This is a genomic window from Cupriavidus basilensis (genome assembly GCF_008801925.2).
GTDB lineage: Bacteria > Pseudomonadota > Gammaproteobacteria > Burkholderiales > Burkholderiaceae > Cupriavidus > Cupriavidus basilensis.
This window is the reverse complement of the sequence record NZ_CP062804.1, coordinates 2,307,186-2,330,805: the sequence shown is the minus strand read 5'-3', so window position 1 is coordinate 2,330,805 and position 23,620 is coordinate 2,307,186. Positions and strand designations below refer to the sequence as shown.

Annotated in this window: 22 protein-coding genes and 1 tRNA gene; 7 read left to right on the top strand and 16 right to left on the bottom strand. The window is 64.5% G+C overall.

Features of this window, described 5'->3' with window-relative positions; all coding sequences use genetic code 11:
* Positions 1–48 precede the first annotated feature (48 nt).
* The 6 genes from F7R26_RS31295 to F7R26_RS31270 form a co-directional block, all read right to left on the bottom strand.
* Positions 49–660 (bottom strand): DUF3304 domain-containing protein, encoded by a 612-nt coding sequence (locus F7R26_RS31295; RefSeq protein WP_241754599.1) that lies wholly within the window; start codon positions 658–660, stop codon positions 49–51.
* Positions 657–1,523 carry a DUF4123 domain-containing protein gene (locus F7R26_RS31290; RefSeq protein WP_150986117.1) on the bottom strand — a complete coding sequence of 289 codons (867 nt, stop codon included), beginning with the start codon at positions 1,521–1,523 and terminating at the stop codon, positions 657–659. The genes F7R26_RS31295 and F7R26_RS31290 overlap by 4 nt, the downstream gene beginning before the upstream one ends.
* Positions 1,524–1,536: 13 nt before the next feature.
* Positions 1,537–3,987, bottom strand: coding sequence for a type VI secretion system Vgr family protein (locus tag F7R26_RS31285; RefSeq protein ID WP_150986118.1), 2,451 nt, complete (start codon positions 3,985–3,987; stop codon positions 1,537–1,539).
* 1,440 nt (positions 3,988–5,427) lie between these two features.
* Positions 5,428–6,054, bottom strand: coding sequence for a LysE family translocator (locus tag F7R26_RS31280; protein WP_150986119.1), 627 nt, complete (start codon positions 6,052–6,054; stop codon positions 5,428–5,430).
* 194 nt (positions 6,055–6,248) lie between these two features.
* Positions 6,249–6,324, bottom strand: a tRNA-Met gene (locus tag F7R26_RS31275).
* Between the two features lie 269 nt (positions 6,325–6,593).
* Positions 6,594–6,833: a hypothetical protein gene (locus tag F7R26_RS31270; protein WP_150986120.1), complete on the bottom strand. Its 240-nt coding sequence runs from the start codon at positions 6,831–6,833 to the stop codon at positions 6,594–6,596.
* Positions 6,834–6,990: 157 nt separating this feature from the next.
* On the opposite strand from F7R26_RS31270, the gene F7R26_RS31265 reads away from it, so the two are divergent.
* Together F7R26_RS31265 and gltS are read left to right on the top strand one after the other, a co-directional pair.
* Positions 6,991–7,797 (top strand): 5'-3' exonuclease, encoded by an 807-nt coding sequence (locus F7R26_RS31265; protein WP_043354389.1) that lies wholly within the window; start codon positions 6,991–6,993, stop codon positions 7,795–7,797.
* Positions 7,798–7,932: 135 nt separating this feature from the next.
* The gene (gltS, locus tag F7R26_RS31260; protein WP_150986121.1) at positions 7,933–9,132 is read left to right on the top strand and encodes a sodium/glutamate symporter; all 1,200 of its coding nucleotides are present in this window, start codon (positions 7,933–7,935) and stop codon (positions 9,130–9,132) included.
* Between the two features lie 59 nt (positions 9,133–9,191).
* Here gltS and F7R26_RS31255 read toward each other — a convergent pair whose 3' ends face one another.
* Positions 9,192–10,367, bottom strand: a complete 1,176-nt coding sequence (locus tag F7R26_RS31255) for a serine hydrolase domain-containing protein (protein ID WP_150986122.1) — start codon at positions 10,365–10,367, stop codon at positions 9,192–9,194.
* 149 nt (positions 10,368–10,516) lie between these two features.
* Between F7R26_RS31255 and F7R26_RS31250 the strand changes: the two genes are divergently transcribed.
* Positions 10,517–11,422 carry a LysR family transcriptional regulator gene (locus F7R26_RS31250; protein WP_150986123.1) on the top strand — a complete coding sequence of 302 codons (906 nt, stop codon included), beginning with the start codon at positions 10,517–10,519 and terminating at the stop codon, positions 11,420–11,422.
* A gap of 49 nt (positions 11,423–11,471) precedes the next feature.
* On the opposite strand, the gene F7R26_RS31245 is transcribed toward F7R26_RS31250, so the two are convergent.
* Positions 11,472–12,341: a LysR family transcriptional regulator gene (locus F7R26_RS31245; protein WP_150986124.1), complete on the bottom strand. Its 870-nt coding sequence runs from the start codon at positions 12,339–12,341 to the stop codon at positions 11,472–11,474.
* A gap of 95 nt (positions 12,342–12,436) precedes the next feature.
* Between F7R26_RS31245 and F7R26_RS31240 the strand changes: the two genes are divergently transcribed.
* The 4 genes from F7R26_RS31240 to F7R26_RS31225 all read left to right on the top strand — a co-directional run bounded on the left by F7R26_RS31240 (position 12,437) and on the right by F7R26_RS31225 (position 15,900).
* Positions 12,437–13,318, top strand: a complete 882-nt coding sequence (locus tag F7R26_RS31240; protein ID WP_150986125.1) for an HpcH/HpaI aldolase/citrate lyase family protein — start codon at positions 12,437–12,439, stop codon at positions 13,316–13,318.
* Between the two features lie 142 nt (positions 13,319–13,460).
* Positions 13,461–14,402, top strand: a complete 942-nt coding sequence (locus F7R26_RS31235; RefSeq protein ID WP_150986203.1) for a tripartite tricarboxylate transporter substrate binding protein — start codon at positions 13,461–13,463, stop codon at positions 14,400–14,402.
* Between the two features lie 52 nt (positions 14,403–14,454).
* The gene (locus tag F7R26_RS31230; protein WP_150986126.1) at positions 14,455–15,648 is read left to right on the top strand and encodes a CaiB/BaiF CoA transferase family protein; all 1,194 of its coding nucleotides are present in this window, start codon (positions 14,455–14,457) and stop codon (positions 15,646–15,648) included.
* A 57-nt stretch (positions 15,649–15,705) separates the two neighbouring features.
* Positions 15,706–15,900, top strand: a complete 195-nt coding sequence (locus F7R26_RS31225; protein ID WP_170301870.1) for a TonB-dependent receptor — start codon at positions 15,706–15,708, stop codon at positions 15,898–15,900.
* Here F7R26_RS31225 and F7R26_RS31220 read toward each other — a convergent pair.
* The 8 genes from F7R26_RS31220 to F7R26_RS31185 all read right to left on the bottom strand — a co-directional run bounded on the left by F7R26_RS31220 (position 15,884) and on the right by F7R26_RS31185 (position 23,590).
* Positions 15,884–17,323, bottom strand: a complete 1,440-nt coding sequence (locus F7R26_RS31220) for a PepSY-associated TM helix domain-containing protein (RefSeq protein WP_150986127.1) — start codon at positions 17,321–17,323, stop codon at positions 15,884–15,886. The genes F7R26_RS31225 and F7R26_RS31220 overlap by 17 nt on opposite strands.
* Before the next feature lie 11 nt (positions 17,324–17,334).
* Complete coding sequence (locus F7R26_RS31215; protein WP_150986128.1) at positions 17,335–19,650, bottom strand: TonB-dependent receptor; 2,316 nt, start codon at positions 19,648–19,650, stop codon at positions 17,335–17,337.
* An 84-nt stretch (positions 19,651–19,734) separates the two neighbouring features.
* Positions 19,735–20,109: a DUF2946 domain-containing protein gene (locus F7R26_RS31210; protein WP_150986129.1), complete on the bottom strand. Its 375-nt coding sequence runs from the start codon at positions 20,107–20,109 to the stop codon at positions 19,735–19,737.
* Positions 20,110–20,408: 299 nt separating this feature from the next.
* On the bottom strand, positions 20,409–20,861 hold the full coding sequence (locus F7R26_RS31205) for a hypothetical protein (protein WP_150986130.1): 453 nt from the start codon (positions 20,859–20,861) through the stop codon (positions 20,409–20,411).
* Between the two features lie 252 nt (positions 20,862–21,113).
* Positions 21,114–21,485 carry a type II toxin-antitoxin system VapC family toxin gene (locus F7R26_RS31200; RefSeq protein ID WP_150986131.1) on the bottom strand — a complete coding sequence of 124 codons (372 nt, stop codon included), beginning with the start codon at positions 21,483–21,485 and terminating at the stop codon, positions 21,114–21,116.
* Positions 21,482–21,679 (bottom strand): type II toxin-antitoxin system VapB family antitoxin, encoded by a 198-nt coding sequence (locus F7R26_RS31195; RefSeq protein ID WP_150986132.1) that lies wholly within the window; start codon positions 21,677–21,679, stop codon positions 21,482–21,484. The genes F7R26_RS31200 and F7R26_RS31195 overlap by 4 nt, the downstream gene beginning before the upstream one ends.
* A gap of 438 nt (positions 21,680–22,117) precedes the next feature.
* A complete protein-coding gene (locus F7R26_RS31190) occupies positions 22,118–22,927 on the bottom strand; it encodes a YbaY family lipoprotein (RefSeq protein WP_150986133.1) in 810 nt (269 codons plus the stop codon).
* A gap of 69 nt (positions 22,928–22,996) precedes the next feature.
* Entirely contained in the window at positions 22,997–23,590 is a 594-nt protein-coding gene (locus tag F7R26_RS31185) for a thioredoxin domain-containing protein (RefSeq protein WP_150986134.1), read from the bottom strand.
* Between the last annotated feature and the right edge of the window lie 30 nt (positions 23,591–23,620).

Genomic DNA, 23,620 nt, shown 5'->3' with positions numbered 1-23,620 from the left:
ATCCGGGTTTGGAATTTCTCCGTTGTTGTAGGCTTTCTCTCCTTACGCTCATTTGAAGCTCTCCTGTAGTTCCTTCGTCAAGGCTTCATCGAGTACCCCTTGGGCAACAAAGGGGTCGTTGTCGGCGGGCCGTTTCCATACCGAGTTATTGCCGTTTGCGTTGCCGTCCATGACTACCACCTTGACGCGATCGCCCGGCAGGAAGATGGCCCAGAATCCATAGGTCTTCGGCCCGTACTGAGGCACAGTCACGGTCGCTTTCATTACTACCGCTCCAGTTCTGTTTTCATGGCTGTAGGGAAAGCGATCGCGCACCCACTCGATTTCGAGCCTGGTATCGGGCTGCCAGTGCTTCGGAATCCCGATGCAGCACCGTTCTGCACCGCCACCGGAAGGGCCGTCCTTTCTGGACGGACCGATGTTCGGCCCCCCGCCGTTCATGCCACGTGGCCCGGTAACGCTGAAGCCCTCGATGGCATCCGATGAGTAGTTCAGGCCGCTAACGCCTCCGCCATATCTCTCTTCCTTTTTGGTCGCGCTGTGCTCGCCTGCACGCCATTCCTCGGAGCAAGCGAACAGCGAAACGCACGCACCCAACAGCACCATCAATGCAAGCCGGCGCTTCACATGCCCATGCGCCCATGTATTAGCTCGACTCACTTCGTCTCTCCAGTCTCTGACGTGGCGACCAGCTTCCTGCGCAGGCTGTTCCACACGTAATCGGGGATGCGATCCATGCAGTCGCCGAACCCTTCGCCACTTTCGGCACGGGACTTCAGCGCACTGCATACTTCCGGATACAGATCGAATTCCAGCCCGTATTGATACGAGTGCTCGCAATAGCGCAAGCGGTCCGCGGGTTCGGTGAGGTGCCACCGCGTGACGCGCCGATAGCGCGCCAGGAAGTCCCGGAAGCGGGGCAGATAGGGGCCATCCGCTGGCACCGTGCCGTTTTCCACGAGGGTGCCCAGCAACTGATCCGGCTCGCTGTGCGCCATGAAGGCATCGACTTGCTGCTGGTCGAAGCGGATGGCAACCGGGGCGGTCTGCACCGTATGCCCGTTCATGGGGCCGTCCAGGCGCTGCCACTCCGGCTCATGCCCGCGATATTTCCATTGCAGGATGGGGGCCATCAGCTTTTGCGTCGTGTCCTCGCCCCATAGCGTCATGGTGGTCTTGAGGTTGCGGGGATCGAAGTAGCGCAGCATGACGCCCATGCCGTCGCCAATATCGGCGATCAGGAATTGCTGCAGATGCGTGGCCAGTGCGTCAATCCCGGCGCGGCTCCAGATCAGCGAGATGCAGGGCGCGAGCAGGTCGAGTTCGTCCAGCTTCGCGAGCCAAGGCTCCTCGGCGTCGGCGACATGCGCGAGAAACAGGGACGCATCGCCGGCTTTCTCTTCGGGCAGGCCGGCATAGACGTTGCGATGCGCCGACGCCTGGCGGACCAGGTCGCCAACCTGAGCGTGGTGTTGCGCACCGTCGGCAAGAACATAGACAAAAATGGGGTTGGCTTGGCTCATGGCAGTCTGGTGGTTAGCGCAGCATCAGGGCGGTGTTGCGCGCGGCGGCTCGGATCAGGCATTCGATGCACACCTGTTTCGTGTTCAGTTCCATCGGCAGGCTGTTTGGCCCGGTCAGGAGCTTGCTGGCGGCGTGAACGGTGAAACTGCCGTTGGTGCCGTGCTCGATGTTGCCGTCCAGGCGCAGGTAGCTCCCACCCCCGGCCAGCAGCAGCTTTTCCTTGGCCTGGATGCGGATCTCGTCGGCCGTGAGCGTGATCTTGAGTTTTGCCAGCAGGTTGATGTTGTTCTTCAGGGCTTGCAGGTCGATGTCTCCCATGTTGGCGACCAGTTTCATGCCGGCCTCATATGCGAACAGGCGCAGCGCCTTGCGCACGCTGGCAAAGAAGCCGCCGCCGGTGGTCACCGACAGGTGTTCCCCGGTGGTGAGCGCGGTGTCGCCGCCGCTGGCAATATGCGTGGAACCGGCAGCGGCGGAGACGATGCCGGCGGGGCTGGCCGATACCAGGTGGGGCGCGGTGAATTCCTTGAGATCCCCTCCGCCCTTGATTTGCGCCGTTTGCGCTTCCAGCCGCTTGGCAACTTCCGGCTGCTCGCCGTCCTGGGCATGGGCTTCGGTCGCGTTCTCCCCCAGGGTGGCGGCAATGTCCTGCGCGCTTTCGAGTAACTGAACAACATCGCGTACGTTCATCGCGTTGCCTTCGGCATGCAGGCGAGAGGAGGTGGTGATGAGCATGCCGAGCGCGGCGCGCAGCGCGCCATGCGCATCGGTGCGCAGCTCGAACCCTTCGCCGCGCTTGTCCTTGCGACCCTCGAAATCCTTCACCCGGACGTTGTGGCCGAGCGCGAGCAAGCTGCTCTGGTGGTCCGACGCCACCTGTACCTGCTGCTGGCCTTCGGTATCGTCGTAAAGCGTGTGGTTACGGCCATCGCCGAACAGTTCCTTGCTCTGGTAGCCGGACAAGGCGAACTGGTTCGGCAAGTCCCATGGCGGCAGGTTCAGCTGGTTGTTGACGCGCCCGACGATGATCGGCCGGTCCGGGTCGCCGCCCAGGTAGTCAACAATCACTTCCTGGCCGATGCGCGGGAGGTGCGTGCTGCCGAAGCGGTTGCCCGAGGCGAAATCCGCGACGCGGACCCAGCAGGAACTGTTTTCGTCATTGTTCCCGTAGCGGTCCCAGGGAAACTCGATTCTGATGCGGCCAAAGTTGTCGCACCAGATTTCCGTATTGGCCGGGCCGACAACCCTGGCGACGTGATAGCCGCCGATCCTGGGTTTTTCCACGGTTTCAGGCCGGAAGATCTCGCTGGTCGGCTGCGCTTGGAATTCCACTTCGCAGCGCCATTGCTGGCCGCTGCCGGCGAACTCACCTACGTCCTCGATCAGGAGGTACGTGGCAAAGATCAGGTACTCTCGGTTCGCCTTCGTACGCAGGAAGCGCTCGAGCGTGAAGGTGTGCCCTGGCGCCATCGCGCGCACATTGCCCTTGCCGCGCACGCGGAAGGCTTGCTGCCGGATCGCTTCCATGCGGATGCGCGCCAGCATGTCGCCCTCCTGGCGGGCATCGCTGCCGGTCGCGGGCTCGGAAAAGTCTCCCGGCCAGGAATAGAGCTGCTGAGTCGCGTGGCTGGTGTCGCGCGGGTCAGCGGCCGAAACGTTCAGGTTCGCGCCTGGGTGGTTGAAGTCGTAGTCGCCGTGCGCCCATTCTCCCGGGATGAGCCGGTCGCGGACCTCGAATTCATAGAGGTGTTCTTCGTCTACGCGGTCCGAGGAGGGATACCAGCTGATCGTTTCATAGGCGGGGCTGGGGATATTCAGGAAGGCGCCGTTGCCGTCGGTCAGCACCATGCGATGGTGGCCCTCGGAGAATTCCCAATGGAAATTGATCCCCCATTCCGCGAGCAGGCGGCGTACGAACTGGTAGTCCGTTTCGCCGGCCTGTAGCTGATACTCGCGCTTTGGGTACGCGATGAGTGAAAGCCGGCGCTCGACCGGGAAGGTGTATTTGCTCAACACCGCTTCCACGATTTCCAGCACCGTCATGTTCTGGTATCGCTTGAAGGTGCTGGTGAGCGTGGCGAGCCACAGCCACGGGCGCAGCGTCAGGCGGTAGCGGATGCGCTCGTTTTCATGGAAGGGACCGCGCACGTCGGTGACGATGCCCGTAATTTCACGCACGCCCTTGCCGAAGCCGCCCGCCATGCCGGTGCCGGAGCCGTCCAGCTCGATGCTGATGGTCAACTCCTGGCCCTGCATGGCTTCGAGGTCGAAATCGCCCGCCGGGCCGTACAGCGCATTGCGGTCGTCGGGCGTCTTCAGGTCCAGTTCGTATTCGAACAGGGCATTGATGCCCTCGGTGCCGGACAGCCTGGAAAACACCAGCAGCGGCTGTCCCAGCAGTTCCGGCAGGCCGGCACCGGAAACGGTGACGGTACGAGAGGAAAATGGCAATCGACTACCCATGCAATCACGCTCCGAAACAATAGGATTGGTTGCTACCGCAGACACCCAGTGAGTGGGTGTCTTGCGGGGCTATTGCTGCGCTACTTGCCAAAGGCGCAACGACCGAAGGGGGATAGTAAATTGGGCAACGTCGCTAGGGGAATCAGACGGGTCTTAAGAATTTGCGGAAAATTCCGAATTAGAGTTCTTGAATTCAGATTGAGGGCGGATTGAAATCACGCTGAGATAGCCCGTCAGATAAGACGGGCGTGTCGAATGCGGGTTTGCGGATTTTTTTCGTTTCATTACATTTCTCTCACAATGCGTGGGCAGAAAACAACGCCGCTGACAGCTCGCGCAGCCAAAGCGGCGGCCCGATGGGCGGTGGAGGTTGACGGCGGCGCCCCGGCGAGCGGGGCAAGCGGAGGGGAAGGAGGGAACGCACGCGCGCGCGGCGGCGAGGCAGCCGCAAGTGCCGAACTGAAGAAGGAGGCGTTCTGGTTCATCACCACGTAGGCTGGGGGTGATGTGGGAGAGGGTGAGACGGCTGTTTGGCGTGGCCCGGTTACGCGGTGTGTGTGTTGTGGGCGGGGTTTTATTTCTTCTGGCTGCTGTCGCGGCTGTACGGTATTGGCGTTTTAGAACGTGTGAGATGTCACTTTTCTTTACTCGTAAAGAAAAGTAAACAAAAGAAAGCGATCCTTGCAGGAGGCTGGCTTTTCGGGGTTTCGCAGCCCGGTGGATTCGTCGTCAGGCCCCGGGTTTTAATGGACTCGTGCCGTTACCGGTTTAAAGGACCACGACCCAGCAAATGACGCTGGTTTCGTGGTGAGGCTGCTCGGTAGCGGCATCCCTGCTCGTTCACATATCTGCCGGCACCGGTCCGAATCGCCACGATATATCACGCCGTGATGGTTTCGTGGTGAGGTGGGCGCGGTGGTGAATCTCTCAGAACTGTTCCAGCGGTGCCACCGCGCCCACGACGGAAACGGGACGCCTGCAACTTCGTGGCCGCTCGCACAGCGAGCGACAGACGGATTGAAATTCGTGGCGGTAGCTACCGTTGGGGGCCACCACGAAACCCTGGGCATTGGCAGCGTCGTGACGATCTAAACTGGTAACGGCACGAGTCCATTAAAACCCCGGGCCTGACGACGAAATCATTGGGGTCCCCAATGACGTCGTCCAGCCTCCTGCAAGGATCGCTTTCTCTTGGTCACTTCTTTTTACGAGTAAAGAGAAGTGACATCTCACACGTTCTAAAACGACCAACTCCGTATAGCCGCGACAGCAGCTAGAAGCATCAAAACCCCACCCACAAGAGACGTTCCCGAGTCAGCGGGCTACAAGCAACACACATCGCATACCGCCCCCGACCTACTGTTCCTGCTCCAAGCTCAACAGATTTTGCGTACGAATCAACGGAACGGGACATCAAAACGCCGAACCCCCAGCTCTCCCCTACATCCTCGACGTAGCCAGCCGCGCGGCCAGCCCCAGGAACACCACCCCCGCAAACCAGTTCAGCGCACGCTGTGTGCGTGCCGAGCGCAGCAGCAGGGCGCCGAACATGGCCGAGCAGTAGGCGATGACGGAAAAGACCAGCAGGGTGGCGATGATAAAGACCACGCCGAGCACCATGATCTGCAGTGCGATGTGGCCACGGTCCGGCGCGACGAATTGCGGCAGGAATGCGAGGAAAAAGATCACCACCTTGGGGTTGGTCAGGTTCATCACCACGCCCCGCCGGTACATATGCCCCACGCCAGCCTTGTCGCCGTTGCCCTGGCTCATCGCGCCCACCGGGGCGCGGAACGCCTGCCAGGCAAGATAGGCCAGGTATAGCGCGCCGGCGATCTTGAGCAGCATGAATGCGAGCTTGGACGCGGCGAACAGCGCGGCCAGGCCAAGCGCGACCGCGGCCGTATGCACCAGCAGCCCGGTGCACAGGCCAAGCACGACGACCATGCCCGCGCGGGGCCCCCGCATGGCGGATTGCAGCAGCACGAAGACATTGTCCGGGCCCGGGGTCAGTCCAAGCACCACGGCGATGCCGAAAAATGGCAAAAGGGTTTCGAACGGGGGCATGTGCTTCACTCCTTGGCTACCGCGGCTATCGCGTTGTCGGGTTAGGCCCGCTATCGGGCGATATCGGGCAAGATCGGGCAAGAGGCATGGCCGGCGCATCCGGCGCGCCATCCGGATATTGCCAGCCAGACAGCGTTTTGTGCCGGCAATGCAAAAAGCCCGTGCGGCGTGAACCGTACGGGCTTTTCAGAATTTGGTTGCGGGGGCAGGACTTGAACCTGCGACCTTCGGGTTATGAGCCCGACGAGCTGCCAACTGCTCCACCCCGCGGGCCGAAATATACGCGGGTTGGCGCGTCATGGATAGTCCTGATTGGGATTATTTCCAGAAATGGTCTCGGCGCATTGCAAGAATCAATGCAGTTGCTGCAAGAATGAGCGCGGCATTCGCGCTTTGTCGGGCATCCGCCCGGTGGCCGATCACGTCGTCAAGCCACGTATTCGCCGCACACGCGGCATCGGCGGACACGATTGCCCGCGAGATCGGCGGTGCGCATGCCCCAGATCCTGGCACCGGCCTGGCAGCAACCACCTCCGCTTTTACCCTCCGGCGGCATCCTTCGGCGCCGGAGCCAGGCGGAACTGCGCGGACAAGTCGGCCTCGGCGCCAAGCTGGGCGTCGGTCTGCACGACGCCTTTTGCGGCGAGTTTCGTGAGCGTGCGCGCTGCCTGGATCGGGCTGACGCCCGTGGCCTTTGCGACCTGATATGCATCCATCGGGGTGCCCGTCTTTTGCAGGGCGTCGATTACTGCCTGGCGAGTGTCGTGATTGTTGTTCATTTCCGGGCGTAGGTTGAGTCTGCTCAGACTAGACGAGGTGGACCGCCGGCGCAACCCCGCATTCTTGCTGATCCGCCTGCCCGAAAGGGTTGCGCGACGGGCTTCGCAGGTCAAAATAGAGGGTCTGATCGCACGCATCGAAAGAATCGCAAGAACAATGAAGCACACGCTACTGCTCATCGACGGCCTGAACATCCTGCGCCGGGTCTACGAAGCCAACCCGGCCGAGGACATTCCGGCCAAGGTCGAAGGCGCCGTACTCTCGGCGCTGGCCTCGTTTCGCCGCGCCCTGACCGAATGCAAGCCGACACACGCGCTGGCGGCGTTCGACACCGGCGGCAAGACCTGGCGTCACGCGCTGTATCCCCAGTACCGCCAGCACCGCAAGCCCATGGATCCGGAGCTGGCGGAGGTTCTGCCTGACTTCCGCCTGACGCTGACGGAGGTGCTCGGGCTGCAGACAGCCATGATCGAAGGCTACGAGGCCGACGACATCATCGCCACGGCCTTCTATCGCTGGACCGCGAGCAAGGAGGGGCAGGTGATTCCGGTGAGCACGGACAAGGACGTGCTGCAGCTGATCGCCGACGGGGCCATCGTGCGCAACCACTTCGCTACCGCGAAGAACGGGGAGCCGTCCTGGTTCGATGAACGCTATGTCATGGACAAGTTCGGCGTGGGCAGCCACCAGCTTGCCGACTATCTCGCCCTGCTGGGGGATAGTACGGACGATATTCCCGGTGTCGAGAAGGTCGGGGCGAAGACCGCGGCCAAGCTCTTGCAGCGCTACGGCGACCTGGAGGGCGTGCTTGCCAACGCCGCCGAGGAAAAAGGCGTGGTCGGCAAGAACCTGGCGGAACAGGCGCATCTGGCCCGGCTCTCCCGCCAGTTGCTCTCGCTGAAGACCGATGCCCAGCTTGGCCTGACGTGGAACATGCTGCGGGTGGGAGACACGGCTGAGTAGGGCGCGCTGAGTAGTGCGCGTTGAGTCGGGGCGCCGAGTAGGGGGGAGCATGGCGGCCTGGGCAGCGTTCAAAAAACATTCAATATCCAGCCGGGGTTCTTCCGGTGCAGACTATGGCTTCCCGGAGGAGGCGAGATGCTGCAGCTCAACACATATGAAACCCTGGTGGCGGCCTCGCTGGTCCTGCTGGCCGGCCGCAAGCTGATCGCCGTCACGCCGTTCCTGAAAACCTACAGCATCCCCGAGCCGGTGGTCGGCGGCCTGGTGGTGGCGTTTGGCCTCTTTGCCGCGCGCGCGTTCGCGGGGGTGCAGGTGGGGTTTGATCTCACCATGCAGACGCCCTTGATGCTCGCGTTTTTCGCCACGCTGGGGCTCAGTGCCGACCTGGCCAGCCTGCGCCGCGGCGGCAGGAGCATCGCTGTCTTCCTGCTCGTGGTGATCGGGTTGCTCGTGATGCAGAACGCGATCGGCGTCGGCATGGCGACCGTTCTCGGGCTGAAACCGGTGGTCGGGCTGCTGGCGGGGTCGATCACGCTATCTGGCGGCCATGGCACCGGCGTGGCCTGGGGCCACACGTTCGCCAGCCAGTACGGCGTGGCCTCCGCCACGGAACTGGCCATTGCCTGCGCCACGTTCGGGCTCGTGCTCGGCGGTTTGCTGGGCGGCCCTGTCGCACGCGTGCTGCTGCGGCAAATCAAGACGCCAGGCAATGCCGCGCACGACCCCGATCCGCTCAATTTCGAGGAGCCGGCGGCGGTGCGCCTGATCACCGCGTCCGCGCTGATTGAAACGCTGGCCCTGATCCTGGTCTGCCTGACCGCCGGACAGGCGCTGGCCGCTGCCTTTGCCGATAGCTGGCTCGCCTTGCCAAGCTTCGTCTGGGTCTTGTTCATCGGGGTCATCCTGCGCAATGGCCTGTCGGTGCTCGGCTGGTACAGCGTGTTCGACCGCTCGGTCTCCGTGCTGGGCAACGTCAGCCTGTCGATGTTCCTGGCGATGGCGCTGATGAGCCTGCGGCTGTGGGAGCTGTCCGCGCTGGCCCTGCCCTTGCTGGCGATCCTGCTGGTCCAGGCAGCGGCCATGGCGGCCTACGCCATGTTCGTCACCTTCCGCGTAATGGGACGCAACTACGATGCCGTGGTGCTCGCCGCCGGGCATTGCGGCTTTGGCCTGGGCGCGACGCCGACGGCCATCGCCAACATGCAGGCGATCACCGATCGCTTCGGGCCGTCGCACCTGGCGTTCCTGGTGGTGCCCATGGTCGGCGCGTTTTTCATCGACCTGGCCAATGCCATCGTGATCAAGGCCTACATGCTGCTGCTCGCCGCGCTTTAGCCGGTGGCCTGGGTGCCCTGGGTGGCCCGGATGGCGGGCAAGCCGCGCAGCCATATCGCTCATTGCGTTGCCGGCTCGTGCCCATAGACGGCGTCACGCAAATCCGTCACGAAGCGGCCGGACATGCCTTCATACAGGGTGTTGGTGAACGCGGCCACGCTCAGGCCCCGGGCGCGGTCGACGAACCACGAGTGTCCGTAGGCGCCGCCCCAGCGCCAGGTGCCAACCGACTCGGGCGAGCCGGCCGCAGCCGGATCGTGCAGCACCGAGAAGCCCAGGCCGAAGCCGGTGCCTGGCGCATCCGGCGGGCCCCATGCGCCGGTCTGGTTGCGGCCCATTTCATCCACCCAGGCAGCGGGCATCAATGGCTCGCCGCCCTGGCGCAGGGCTTCCAGCAAGCGAAGGAAATCGCCGGCGCTGCCAATCATGCCAGCGCCGCCGGAGGGGAAGGCGCCGGTGTCCAGTGCGCGCGCCGGCGCGTAGTGGATGCCGGCCGTGCCGTCGACGACAGGGACCACGTCGTGCGCGCGCATGCGGCGCGGCACCGGCGTGTCGTTGACGTAGGCGGTGGCTAGCCGCCCGGCATCGGCCGCGGCAAAGCCAGTGTCGCCCATGCCCAGCGGACCCGTGACCAGCGCGTGCACCGCGTCGGCCAGCGGCGCGTCGCAAACGCGTTCGATCACGGCGCCAAGCACGTCGGTTGCCAGCGAGTAGCCCCAGGCGCTGCCTGGCTTGTAGAGCAAGGGCACGCTGGCGATGCGGCGCAGGTTCTCCGCAAGGGTGATGCCCGGCTGGTCCATGCCGTCCGAGACGCCGGCGCGGGCATAGGGCCCGTGCTCGTCGGCTTCGAAGAAGCGGTAGCCCAGCCCGGCGGTATGGGTCATCAACTGCCGCACGGTGATGATGGCGGGGCTGCCGTCGGCCAGTCGGGGCATGAAATCCGGCAGCCAGCGCGTCACGGCCTCGTCGAGCCCCAGGCGGCCCTGCGCCACCAGCACCATCGCTGCGCTCGACACGATGGGCTTGGATACCGACGCCAGGCGGAACAGGGTATCGGCGCGCATGGGCCGGCCGGCCTCGCGGTCGGCCAGGCCTGCGGCGCGGCGGTGGATGACTTCGCCGTGGCGGGCAACCAGCACGACGGCGCCGACCAGGCGATGCTCGGCAAGGGCTTGTTCAATCGCCGCATCGACGCGGGCGGACAGGGAGGACTGGGTGGACAGGGGTGACAACATGCGTGTTTTCCTTCGTCGCAAGACAGGGATGGGATCAAGCAAACGATAAGAAACATTTGACTCGGGAAAAAGTAGGCTAGAGTTCCTTGTTATCCGGACGGATTTGTCCGTAATCGAAGATCAAGGCGCCTGGAATGGCGGGAAAGCCAATGGACAGCCTGAGTGGCTTTACGGTGTTTGTGCAGGTTGCCGAGACCCGCAGCTTCGTGGCCGCCGGCCGCCAGATGGGCGTGTCGGCGTCGGCCGTGGGCAAGAGCGTGGCAAGGCTGGAAGAAAAGCTCGGCACGCGGCTGTTTCACCGCAGCACGCGCAGTATCACGCTGACCGCGGAAGGGGCGCTGTTCCTGGAGCGCAGCCGCCGCATCCTGGCCGAGATCGAGGCGGCGGAGCAGGAGTTGTCGCGCGCCGCGCAAGCGCCGCGCGGGCGCTTGCGCGTCAGCCTGCCGCTGGTGAGTTCGCTGGTGCTGCCGGTGTTGGGCGAGTTCATGCGGCAGTACCCGGAAATCGAGCTGGACCTGGATTTCACCGACCGCATGGTGGACGTGATCGAAGAGGGGTTCGATGCCGTGGTGCGCACCGGCGAGCCAAGCGACTCCCGTCTATCGGCGCGGCGCCTTGGCGCATTCCGGATCCTGCTGGTGGCGTCGCCGGCGTATCTCGCGCAGCGTGGGGTGCCCCGGCAGCCCGCGGACCTGGCCGGGCATGCCTGCCTGCAATACCGCTTCCCGAACAGCGGCAAGCTGGAAGCCTGGCCGCTGCGCCGCGCAGCCGTTGATCCGGAATTGACCCTGCCTACCTCGATGATCTGCAACAACATCGAGACCCGCGTGTGCTTTGCGCTGCAGGGCCTCGGCATCGCCTGCCTGCCGGACTTCGCCATCCGCGAGGCGCTGGCCGACGGCCGGTTGCGTACCGTGCTGGACGACTACGTGGACCGTAGCGGCACCTTCCGCGTGCTGTGGCCGGCCAGCCGGCACCCGTCGCCCAAGTTGCGCGTGTTCATCGACTTCCCGGGCGAACGGGTGTTTCCGGGTGGCGCGGATCATGCCGTTTGAGCATGTCCGGTCGGCGCCAGATCGGTGCCGGATTGGCGCCAGCAAGCGCTCAGGCGGCTGCCTGCCGCGCGTGCCGCAGCAACGAGAGGATCAACGGCGTGCGGGGTGAGGCGCGTTGCCACAAGATGCCGAACCGGCGCGGCTCGGTCGCCTCGGGCAGCGTCAGCTTGGCGATGCGCAGGCCTGCCGTCAGCGGCGACGCGATGTCGGGCACGAGAGATACACCCAGTCCCCGGTCGACCATCATGGCGATCGCCACCAGCGAGCTGAGCTCGAACCGCTCGTGCGCGGCGATGCCGGCCTGCCGCAGGTACCGGTCGGCCTGCTTGCCGCCGCCCACGCTGCGGTCGTAGCGGATCAGCGGCTCGGTGCGCAGCAGGTCGTGCGGATCGCGCCGGGCTAGCGCGGCAGGCGCCAGCACAACCAGGGGTTCCTCACGCAGCAGTTCCCAGACGATGGTCTTGGGCAGCGCGAAGGGCGGGTGCAGGCAGACGGCCGCATCCAGTTCCGCGTTTTTCACGGCGTCGTACAGTGCCGCCGATTTGTCCGACTGGATAAACACGGAGACACCCGGATGCGCCGCGGCGAACCCGGCTAGGGTTTCCGGCAGCAGGCTGTGCAGCGCGGTGTTGATCGTGCCCAGGCGCAGCTCGCGCGGAGCCTGCGCCTCATTCACCCAATCGCGCAACTGGCCGAAGTCCCGCAGCAGGGTGCGGGCGCGTTCGGCCAGCCGTGCGCCTGACTCGGTCGGCGCCACGGTGCGGCCGGCCCGGCCCAGCAAGGTGGTGCCCAGCTCCCGCTCCAGGACGTGGATCTGCTGCGCGATGGCGGCGGGCGTCACGTTGAGCCGCCGGGCGGCCTGCGCGAGGGAGCCGGTATCCACGACGACCAGGAACGCGTTGAGGTAGGCTGTCTCCATACATTTTCTATCGATTAAAGAAAGACATAGATAGTTTATCTTTGTTATGGCGTGACTCACACTGGCGCACTCCAAAGCCATCGGTTCACGTTGCCATGAGAAGCAAGCTGTTCGTCCCCGGTTCCCGCCCGGAATTGTTCGACAAGGCCTTGGCCAGCGCCGCGGACGGGCTCTCGTTCGACCTCGAGGACGCGGTGGCGCAGGAGCGCAAGCCGCAAGCGCGCGAGGCACTGCGCGCGCTGCTGCGCTCGGGCCAGGCCCGCGCCGGCGGCAAGACGCTGATCGTCCGGGTCAACGCGCTGGACACCCCTCACTTTGCGGCCGACGTGGCCGCAGTGGTGCAGCCCGGCCTGGACCTGATCAACCTGCCCAAGCCCGAGAGCGCCGACGACGTGCGCCGCGCTGCCGCCACTATCGAGCAGGCGGAACGTGCCAACGGGTTTGCGCATGGCGTGGACAGCCCGGTCCGCCTGCTGCTCAACATTGAAACGCCCAAGGCGCTGCGCCTGGCCGGCGAACTGGCAGCGGCCCACCCGCGCGTGGCTGGCTTGCAGCTTGGCCTGGGCGACCTGTTCGAGCCGCTAGGCATCGCCAGGCGCGAAAGCGCGGCGATCCAGCAAGCCATGTATGCGGTACGCATGGCCGCCGGCGAGGCCGGCGTATTCGCCTACGACACGGTGTTTGCCAACATCAAGGATGAAGCCGGCTTCCGCGCCGAGGCTGAGCTGTCGCGCCGCATGGGCTTTCTTGGCAAGAGCTGCATCCATCCCAGCCAGGTCCCGCTGGCCAATCAGGCCTTCCGCCCGAGCGATGAGGAGATCGGCCATGCGGCGCGGGTACTAGAGGCCGCGCGCGATGCCGAGGCCAGGGGCGTGGGTGCCTACGTGGTGGACGGGAAGATGATCGACCCGCCGTTCGTGAAGCGGGCGCAAGCCATCGTGGCTACCGCCAGGCGCCTTGGATTGCTGCCTGCCTGACTCCACCGGGATCCGCTGCCGGAGTCAGGCTGCATCGCATGGGGAAAACAAAAAAACAGAAGGAGACATCTTGACTACACGAACCGCATCCGTATCCGTAACCACATTCGTATCCTTTTCCCGTAGCGTGGCCTTGGCAGCCATGGCCATTGCCAGCCTGGTATCCGGGGCGGCGTTCGCGCAGGGCGGCTATCCAAGCAAGCCCATCACCATCGTCGTACCCTATCCGCCGGGCGGCTCCAACGATATCTTCGCGCGCATCGTTGCCAGGGAGATCGGCGAGGAGCTTAAGCAAGCCGTGGTCATCGACAACCGTCCCGGCGCCAGCGGCAATACCGGCACTGGCATCGTGGCCAAGTCCGCGCCGGACGGGTACACGCTGGTCGCCGTGTCGTCCAGCATGACGACCAATGCCGCGGTGCAGGCCAAGCTGCCGTTCGATGCGGTCAAGAGCTTTGTGCCGGTGGCGATGTTTGCGCAAGGGCCGTTCATTGTCGCGGTCAACAATGCGTTTCCCGCCAGGACGCCGCAGGAACTGATCGCGGCGATCCGCGCCAGGCCGGGCAAGTACAACTACGCGTCAAGCGGGCCGGGCAGCGTCAACCAGTTTGGCACCGAGCTGCTCAAGGCCAGGGCCGGGAACCTGTTCATCACGCATATTCCGTATCGCGGCATGGGGCCCGCCGTGACCGACCTGATCGGCGACCAGACACAACTGCTGATCTCCAGCGGCCCCTCGCTGCTGCCGATGGTGCGCGCCGGCAAGGTGCGCGCGGTTGGCATCACCAGCCTCAAGCCGAGCCCGATCGCGCCGGATCTCACGCCCATGTCCAGCGCGGTGCCGGGCTACGAGTTCGAACTCTGGTGGGGCCTGCTGGCACCGGCCGGCACGCCGCCGGCGATCGTCAGCCAGCTCAACGCCGCCGTCAATACCATCTTGTCCAAGCCCGAGATTAAAGCGGCCTTCCTGAAGGAGGGCGCCGAAGCCAGGCCCGTCACGCCGGCCCAGTTCGCCGCCATCATCGGGCAGGACGTGGAACGGTGGAAGACGCTCGCCAAGCGGCAGAACATCGTCGTGGACTGATGCCAGCCCGCCTTGCCTCTACTGCCTCTACCGCCTGTTTCCGGAGATCTCCATGCGTTCCCCCTCTGATGACCGCGCCGCGCCGCTGAGCGAGCGCACCGGCAAGCCAGGCCCGTTGTCCGGCCTGCGCGTGCTGGACCTGAGCGCCTACATAGCTGGCCCCTATGGTTGCTCGCTGCTGGCCGACCAGGGTGCCGAGGTCATCAAGATCGAGCCGCCCGCCGGCGACAACCTGCGCAAGTATCCTTCCTCGCTGGAGGCGGAGAGCCGCGCCTTCCTGGGCGTGAACCGCAGCAAGCTGGGCGTGGTGCTTGACCTCAAGCAAGCCGACGACCTGCAGCGGCTGATGGCGCTGGTGCGCACCGCCGACGTGCTGGTGCACAACTTCCGGCCCACCGTGCCGGCCAGGCTGGGCATCGCTTACGAACAGCTCAAGCTGGTCAACCCGCGCCTGATCTATTGCGCCGTGACCGGCTATGGGGAAGACGGCCCGCTCAAGGACAAGGCCGGCTACGACCAGGTCCTGCAGACCATGACCGGCATGTGCACGCTGCAGGGCAAGCCGGGCGGTGCGCCAGAGATTCTCTATGGCTCGGTCGTCGACTACTACGGCTCGGCGCTGGTTGCCGGCGGCGTCGCGTCCGCACTCTACGAGCGCGAGAAAAGCGGCGAAGGCCAGTATGTCGGCATCTCACTCTTGCGCGCGGCGCTGACCATGCAATCGGCCCGCATGGTCTGGGCGGACAACGAACCCAGGGAGGTTGGCCGCGACATGCGCTCCGGCGGCATCACCGGCATCCATCCGACCAAGGAAGGCTATCTCTACATCTCCGCCAACACGCCGCATTTCTGGGCGGCGCTCTGCGAGAAAACCGGCCTGGCGGAACTCGCCACCGAGCGCTACGACAGCGTGCGCAAGCGCGCGCAGCATCAGGACGAGATCGTCCCCATGCTGCACCGCGCGCTGGCAGCCCGCACCGCGCTGGAATGGGAGGCGCACTTCGGCGAAGCGGTGCCCTGCGCTGCCGCGCGCTCCGTGGAGGACATGTTCGACTTCCCGCAGGTGCGCTCGGAAGGCATGGTGACCACGTTCGAGCATCCCACCGTGGGCCAGTACCGCGGCTTTACCCGTGCCATCAAGTTCGGGCGCACGCCGGGGCCGGAACCGTTCGCGGCGCCGGTGCTGGACCAGCATGGGCGGAGGGTGAAAGCGGAGGCGGACCGGTTGGTGAGCGAGGGGATGTAGCCGGTCTCGCCGGGCTTCGATTCATTGGCAAGCCCGTGGCAAATGGTCGCTGCATGGATGGCGCGACCACGCATTGCGCCCAATGCGTCGCATTGCCGCATTCCGCCCGGCTGGCGCGTGGATGCCAATGCCGCGCTGCGCGGGTTCAATGTCTTCGACAAGCACTACGTCACCACCGCCTACTACAACGCCACGCAATGGCTGCAAGGATCTGGCCGGCGGGTCGAGCTGAGCGTCAACTACCGCTTCTGAGCGGGCTGGCGGCGCCTGGCGCGTCCGGCCGCACGGCGGCCGACCGTGCGAACCAGCGATCCAGCAGCCAGACCATCACCAGCGTGGCGCCCATCATGGGGAACACCGCGCCCAGCAGACCCAGGCCGATCACCCACGCCCGCATGGGCGGGAGCGAGCGCGGGAAAGACGGCGCGGCCAGGGCGCGCGCGGGCCGGCGCTTTAGCCACATCACGAGGCCTGTCACGGCGAGCAGCATCAGGCCCAGCGAGATCACCGTGCACGCAATCTGGTTGGCCAATCCGAAGTAGCGGCCCATGTGCAGGGACGTGCCATAGGAGATGGCCTGTGCCACCGCGCCGTAATCGCCGTAGCGAATGTCCTTGAGCACCTTGCCGGTGTATTGATCGATATGCAGCGTGCGTTCCACCTTGGGATCCGCGGGGAAATAGGAGGCGGTGAACACGCCGGTGGCGGACTTCGGCAGCACGAGCTGGTAGCCGCTCGACACACCGTTCTCGGCCACGATCGCCACGGCGCGGTCCAGGCTGATTGTGGCAGCGCCCACTGTCGGTGGCGTGCCGGACGGAACCTTGGCCATGCCGACTGCCCAGGGGACCGCCGCGAGCGGAAGCGCATCCATGCTGGCCGCGCCCGGCGTCGAGCGGACCCCTGCGTCGCCCCATGCGCCGGCCGGATTGCCCAGCCGCGCCGCGGTCGCGATCGCCTTGAATTGCTTGCCCCAGGATGCGGTCCAGGGCAGGCCGGACAACACGAACGCCACGGCGCCGATGGCCATCCAGGCACCGATGACCAGGTGGACTTCCTTCCACCACCCGCGCCCGCCGGCGGCCTTGCCGATCACCAAGGCCTTGCCGCCTTTGTCGCGCAGCCGCGGCCACCACATCGCGACGCCCGTGGCAATCATCACCAGCGACCAGCATGCCGCCAGCTCCATCAGCAACTCCCCGGTCTTGCCCAGCAGCAGCGCGCGATGCAGCATGCGCACCTGCTTCATCAGCCTGTCCTCCACGCTCAGGCTGCCGAGAAAATTGCCGGTGTACGGGTCCAGGTACAGGCTTTCGCTCTTGCCCGACGGCAGCCGAAAGACAAACTCGGCGCTGGCGCGCGGGGACGAATCGACGGTGTACGTCGTCGCCACGGCCCCTTCCGGCGCCTGGGCCCATGCCCAGTCCAGCAAGGACTGGGCGGGAAGCTTCGCGCCCACGGGCTCCACGCGCAGCAATTGCGGATAGAGCAGCGATTCGATCTGCGGCTGGAAGCAGTAGATCGTGCCGGTGATCGCCAGGACGACCAGGAAGGGCGCGACGAAGAGCCCGGCGTAGAAGTGCCACCGCCAGAGCATGCGATAAGACGCCGCTGCTGCCGGCGAGGGCTGGGTGGCTTGCGCGCCCATGGGCGGCCGTTCGAGAGGCTGGGACATGGCGGGATCTGTCAAAGGGTGTACTTCAGGCTCAGGTAGAACGTGCGCTGCGGGAAGGGGTGGAACAGGAAGTACTTGTGATTGTTCAGGTTGTCCACGCCCAGTGCACCGCTCCAATGCTTGTCCAGTTGGTAGTGCACGCGCGCATCCATCACGAAGAAGCTCTCGAAGCCTTGGTAGGTCGCAGGGTTGATGTCGGTGTTGTCGACCGTCGCGTACACGCGGCTGCTATAGCGCGCGGCCAGCGTGTAAGCCCATTTGTTGTCAGGCCGATAGGTTGCCGCCACCGTGCCGCGCCACGTGGGCACGTAGGGCACGCGCTTGCCGACCGCCGTCGCGCCAGGCGTGGTCGGCACGTAGCTGTCATCCGAGAGAATCCGGGAGTTGACATAGGTGACGTTACCCGAGAGCGTCAGGCCATTGATCAGCACATTGTCTTGCTGGCCGGCTAGCTCCAGCCCCAGTTGCCGCGTCTTGCCCACGTTTTGCGTAAAGGAGACGGGCGTGGCGAACCCGGCAATTGTCGAGGTCTGGGAGATCAGCGCGTTCTTGACGTACTCGCTGAAGGCGGAAACGCGCAGTTTTCCCTCGCTGGTGTGGCGCTCGATGGCAAGTTCGCCCGACAGGACGCTCTCCGGTTGCAGGAACGGATTGGCCTGGGTGAATGTCGTTCCGGTCTGCACGCTCTGGTAGAGCTCGCCGACCGTCGGGAAGCGAAGCGCCTTGCCGAACGAGCCGGTCACCGACCATAGCTGGCTGGCCTCCCATGTCAGCGACGCCTTGGGGGAGAATCCGGATTTGTCGAGGCTGGGCTGCTGGATCGGCACCCCCACGCCGTTGCTGCCAATGGCGTAGTTGAACCCGTCATAGGCGCGCCACATTTCATAGCGGCCGCCCAGCGTTGCCTGCAGGCTCGGTGTCATGCGCCAGACGTCCTGCAGCCAGAGCGCGCCGGTCTGCGTCTTGCCTTGCGAGGTGCTGAACAGGGCGCCATTGCCGCCGGATACCCAGTTGGTGGTGCTGTAGGTCGGGCTGCTCAGCTTGAACTGGTCGTAGTGGGCGCCAAAGCTGACGATGTTCGCGCCGTCGATGCCCTGCGGCCGCCAGATACCCTTGACGTCGAAGGTGGACCAGCCGGAGCCGCTCATGTCGGTGGTCCGGCCCGGCCCACCCGTCAGGGCCGCCGGATAGAGCCCGGTGGACAAGCGGCTCGAATCCTGCAGATAGTAGAAGTTGCTGACAATGGCCTCCCAGTCGAACAGCCCTTGCGTCCGGGTCCCGACCTTCAGGCTCTGCATCAGGTGTTCCTGATCGACGTTGTTGCTGGAAAACTGGCCCGCGATGGTGCTGGCGCTGTACGCGAACCCACCGATATTGACGTTGCCGCCCGGCGCGCCATAGAAGGGCGACCCGGATGCCGTGCTCAGGTAGGTCTGCGCGCTCGCTTTCGAGCTGTTCTGCCAATAGCCCAGCGTGTAGACCGCGCTCAACGTCGGCGTGAAATCGTAGCCCAGCTTGACGGTGGCGTTGTCCTGCAGCGTATGGATGAAATTGCCCGCGCCGATTACCTGGATGGCGCCGCCGGTCCGGTTGCGGTCGGCGTACGCGCCAGTGATGACCGGCAGGCTGGCGCCGGCGGCGGTCGTCGACTGGCCGACGGTGGCGAAGGTGAGCGGCTGGCTGAAGCTGTTGAGGTGGTTCGCGCTGAACCACCACGAGAACTTTCCGGTGCGGTCGCCCAGCGTGGCGCTGACCTGCTGCGCCGGCTCGTTCTGGTCGGTGCCGTACTTGCTGAACTGCTGGATGGCGCCCGTGACTTCCAGGCTGCCCTCGAGCGTCTTCGGCATCCGCGTGGTGATCTCGGTCACGGCACCGTAGGAGTTGCCCGGATACGCGGCTGCGAACGGGCCGTACATGACGTCGACCCGGTCGATCGATTGCGGCGTCACCATAAACCACTGCGGGGAGCCGTTGCCGTTGTTGTTGTTGATCAGGGTCGACAGCAAGACCCCGTCGGCATAGATCAGGCTGCGCGCGCTGGCATTGATGCCGGTGGTGCGGGTCGCCATCGGGGACTGGGTGTCGCCGATAAAGCGCTTGCGCACCAGCACGTCGGGTAGGTATTTCAGGGCATCTTCCGCGCCCATCACGTTGATGGCCTGCGCGGCTTGTTCGCCGGTGATGCTCGCGGTAGTCTGCGGCAACTGGTTCTTCTCGGCAAACGAGCGAGTTTCGGTCACCTGGACCGCCGGCAGGCTCTGTTCGTCGGCGGCCTCGGCCAGCGTGCCGATGGTGCCAAGGATGACTAGGGGCAGCAGCGTGCGCATGATTGGGTCTACCTCAAATCGTTGTCCGGCGCCCGCGCGCAGGTGCGCGCGGACGCCACGATCACGCCAAAGGGCGTGCGTTGCTTACAGACTGGATTGAGGCAGGGCCGGAGGGTCCCTGGGGCGTCCTGACGGAAAAGCCCCGAGTGGCGTGAAGCGGGTGACCAGCACGTGCGACGTGGCGACCACCAGCAGCGGGATCGCCGACAGCGCCGCAGGCGCAAGGTTAGGCAGCGGCACATGGTCCGCCAGCAGATCGCAATAGCCGCAGGCGTTCATCGAGCTGCCCGGCATGTCATGCGGTGCATCGCCCGGGTGGGCGGCCGAGCAGATGACGGCTGCGGGATCGCTGGCCTGGGCCGCAGCCACAAACTGGCTGACTGCCGGCGCAAGCACGATGAGCCACATGGCGATCAGGCCAAGCCATGCGGTCAAGCGGATGCGGCGGATAAGCGTCATTGTTATATGGGAGCGGGCGCGGCGCAGTCTACCCCAGCCAAGGTAAAGTGCGATCAGGCAGGCTGCGCGTCATTTTGACACAGGCGCAACCCGGATATGCGCCGAAGGCACAGGAGATTGGCGCGATTCCCATCAGAAGTGGCGCGATTGTGGCGCGATAGCCGAAACCGCGCCACTCCGGGTATCCGCGTCATTCCGACGATCAACGGCAAGGAGGCTGTGTTGGTACGTCTGATAAGGCATTTTTACAGCGAGCTCGCGTAGCAGATATGCGGCTTCCAAACACCAGGTCCTGGCGCTCACGGCGTCAGGCACATCCGAGCAAACTCTCTGCAATCGTCGTTCGCGGCGGGATGCCGCAGCACCGCGTCAAGCGCATCCAGGAAGGCCGCAACGGTTGGGCCGCCTTGCTCCTCGCGCTCGGCTTCGTCCATGCGCATCATGCGGTCCAGGAACCCCACCACCTGCGTGCTCGGCTGCCGCTTTAGTGACGCCAGCAACTGCGCTGCATAGGCGCCGACGGGCTGGCGCTCAATCAGCGACCCGAAGGGGCCAGGACCACCATAATCCAGCTCGGGATACTTTTCGATCAGGGCCAGTATGCGTGCCAGGACATCTTGATAGTCTTGGCTTTCTAGCGCATCCAGGTGTTCGTAGATGCGATCGATCACAATCCATTTGTCACCCTGTGCGCGGGCCTCTGCGGCCGCCTTGTCGAGGTTGGAAAAAATTGAATCGGAATCTGGATTCATTGTCACGCTCCGGAGTAATAGGTAAATAGGTAATAGGTCGCGGAAAGTCGGTCAGAAACGCTGATTTGAGTGAAGCCTGAGCGCTACCGCCCACGGCGACAATCCGTCGCTCGGATTGACGGGTTGACGGGTGATGTGACCCAGCACGTGGTGTGGAGACACGCGACTAAAACTGCACTTTACCCGCGACCTGTGTGGCTTGTCTGCAAAAAGTGGCGCTTTCTTGATGGTTCCCGGCGGGGCAACCAGTGGCTAGTGCGCTGGCCGCGCGGCCAGTCCCAGGCGATCCGCAACCGCCAGCAGGCGTCGGTCGCGCGTCCATAAGGCACTCCCGGGCGTCAGCCGCGTGGCGGCCAACAGATGCGCGTCGACATAGCCAATACCCAGTCCGTACAGAACCTGGTCTTCAATCATCCGGTCGACCTCATCGTCCGTCGCCACCACGGCGCGCGGCAGGTCGCGCAGTGCCCCCAGCACCAGATCACGCTGTCGCAGGCTTCCCAGCGCGATCTCACCTATCACAAATGGATGGGCCAAGACGCGATTGGCATCGAGCAAGGCGGCTAGCGCCGCATCTCCGGCACGCAGGTGGTCAATCCAGACCGAGGTGTCGACGAGGATCACACGGGCTCCGACCGGCGGCGTGCCGCCGGCTCCAAGGCAGGTTCAGTGCCGCCGAGGCGACTCAGACGGCGTGCGCTTTCGCGCTCGATCAGCGCGCGCAGCGCTTCGCGGACGAGGGAGGATTTCTCGGACAGGCCGGTCAGGGCTTGGGCTTTGGCCAGCAAGTCGTCATCCAAAGCAAGTGTGGTGCGCATGCCAATCTCCGTTGTCGATCGGCATCAATTTTAGCATCGTATGATGCGGAATGACGTGCATCACGACTTCCGGTCAGGCCCGTATCCGCTGCGAGGCGGCCGCAGTCATCTGCGCGCAAGCCAGGCCTGGACTGCAGCGTGAGTCCTGCATGGCAACACTCAAGCGAGCAGCTGATCGCGCAGCGCCAGGGGGTGCAACGCTCGGAAAATGTCGAGAGCATGGGACTTATCCCCGGGACGCACGCCGGACAAACCAGCCGGTCAGGACAGACGTCACGCTCATCGGCACGAAGATGCCCAGAAAAATCACCGGCCACAAGTCGCCGAGATCCGAGCCGCCGGAGTGTGCCCAGTTCGATGTCATGCACCAAAGCACGGGGAGGCTCGCACACACTGCGGAGAGACCTACGGATTCGATGATTGGATGGGCCGCCTCTTCTACCGCAGCGCTACAGACTCGAAGCTCGCCACCACGGCATTGTCTGCGCCGAGCAGGTCGAGTTGGCGGCCCGCAATGCGATAGCGCCGTACCGTTTCCAGTGCGTGCAGAAACTGCGTTTCCTGGGCCATGCCCTGCGCGCAGGCCATCATGGTGCCTGCCAGGCCCTTGAAGCGAAGCCGGTCGCCATCGGCTTCATAGCCGCCCATCAGGCTGTTACAGCCGCCATTGCCTGACAGCCGCGCTTCGTGCGTGGCGAGGATCAGGTGCGGTTCGCGCTGGCGCTCCGCCACGCTGACCGGCGCATCGCCCAGCCGCGTGAGCTTCCAGTAGGTCCCGCGCAACGGGCTGTCAGGCACCTGTGCAGCTGGCTTTTCTGACGGCTTCTCCTCGCCCCTGGAAGCCGATACCAGTTGCAACTGGAGCGGCGCGTTGTTGCCGTCCAGCGCCGGGACATGCGTGTCGGTGGTGAACAGCAACCGGCCATGCTGCCGGATCACCGCTCGCACGGCATAGCGATGGTCAGGCTCGATCGCCTGGTCCTGGTAGGCAACCCCGAAATGGAAGGGCGGCTGCCCCGCCGGATCCAGCGTGGACCGGTCGATAACCAGGGCTGGCGCGCCCGCGCGCGACACATCTTGCAGCGTGACTTCGAACACGGCATCGGGAGGCAGCGCGATACGCTCGCGATAGGTCGCCGTGCCCGTCACGATACCGGCCAGTGCGGGTAACGCCAGGGTGGCCGCGAATGCGGCAAGGGTTTGGCGTACGGGGTGCTTCCACATGGTCTTGTCCGTTCTCAGGTTCATTGGGTGAAATCGTGCAGCGCTCACGCCATCACGTTCAGGTAGTTTGCCAGGCTGGGAAACAACGGCTGACTATATGCCGAGCCGCTCTTTGAGTGCCTCGGTAGTCAGCGCTCCCGAGAACGTCAACATCTCGCCCCCAGGGCCCTGATAAACGGCAAATGGCACGCTGTCCAGCTTCAAGCGTAGAAAGTACTCGGTGTTGGCCTTGACCTGGCTCACGGCATTTTCCGGGGTCTGTGCGGCGGAGACCTCAAGCCCACCCTTGCGCGCGTCGAGCAAGGCTTCATGATTGTCCATGTCCCTGACAGCGTTCTGGCTACCGAGCAGGTAGGCGCTCTGCAGCGCGGATTTTTCCGGGGTCAGCAGTCCGACCGGGATCCAGATGAAGTGCGCGGACGACAGCAGTGGCTTCGCTGCCTTCCAGAGCTCACCGCAATGGGGGCACTGCGGATCAAAGAAGATATAGATCTTCCTGGCGCTGAGCACATTGCCGGCATTGAAACCGTGCGTGTTACTTGCCACGGACTCGATCGACAGCGTTGCAGCAGGCTGCTGGGCGACGCTGGAAGGCGCGGGATTTGCCTCGACTTTGGCTTTCTCTCCGCAACCATAAATCTGGACGATGAGCGCTGCGCAGATCGGCAGCAGTAGTGTTCTTTTCATATTGAGATCGTTTCAAAGAAAATTCAGCAA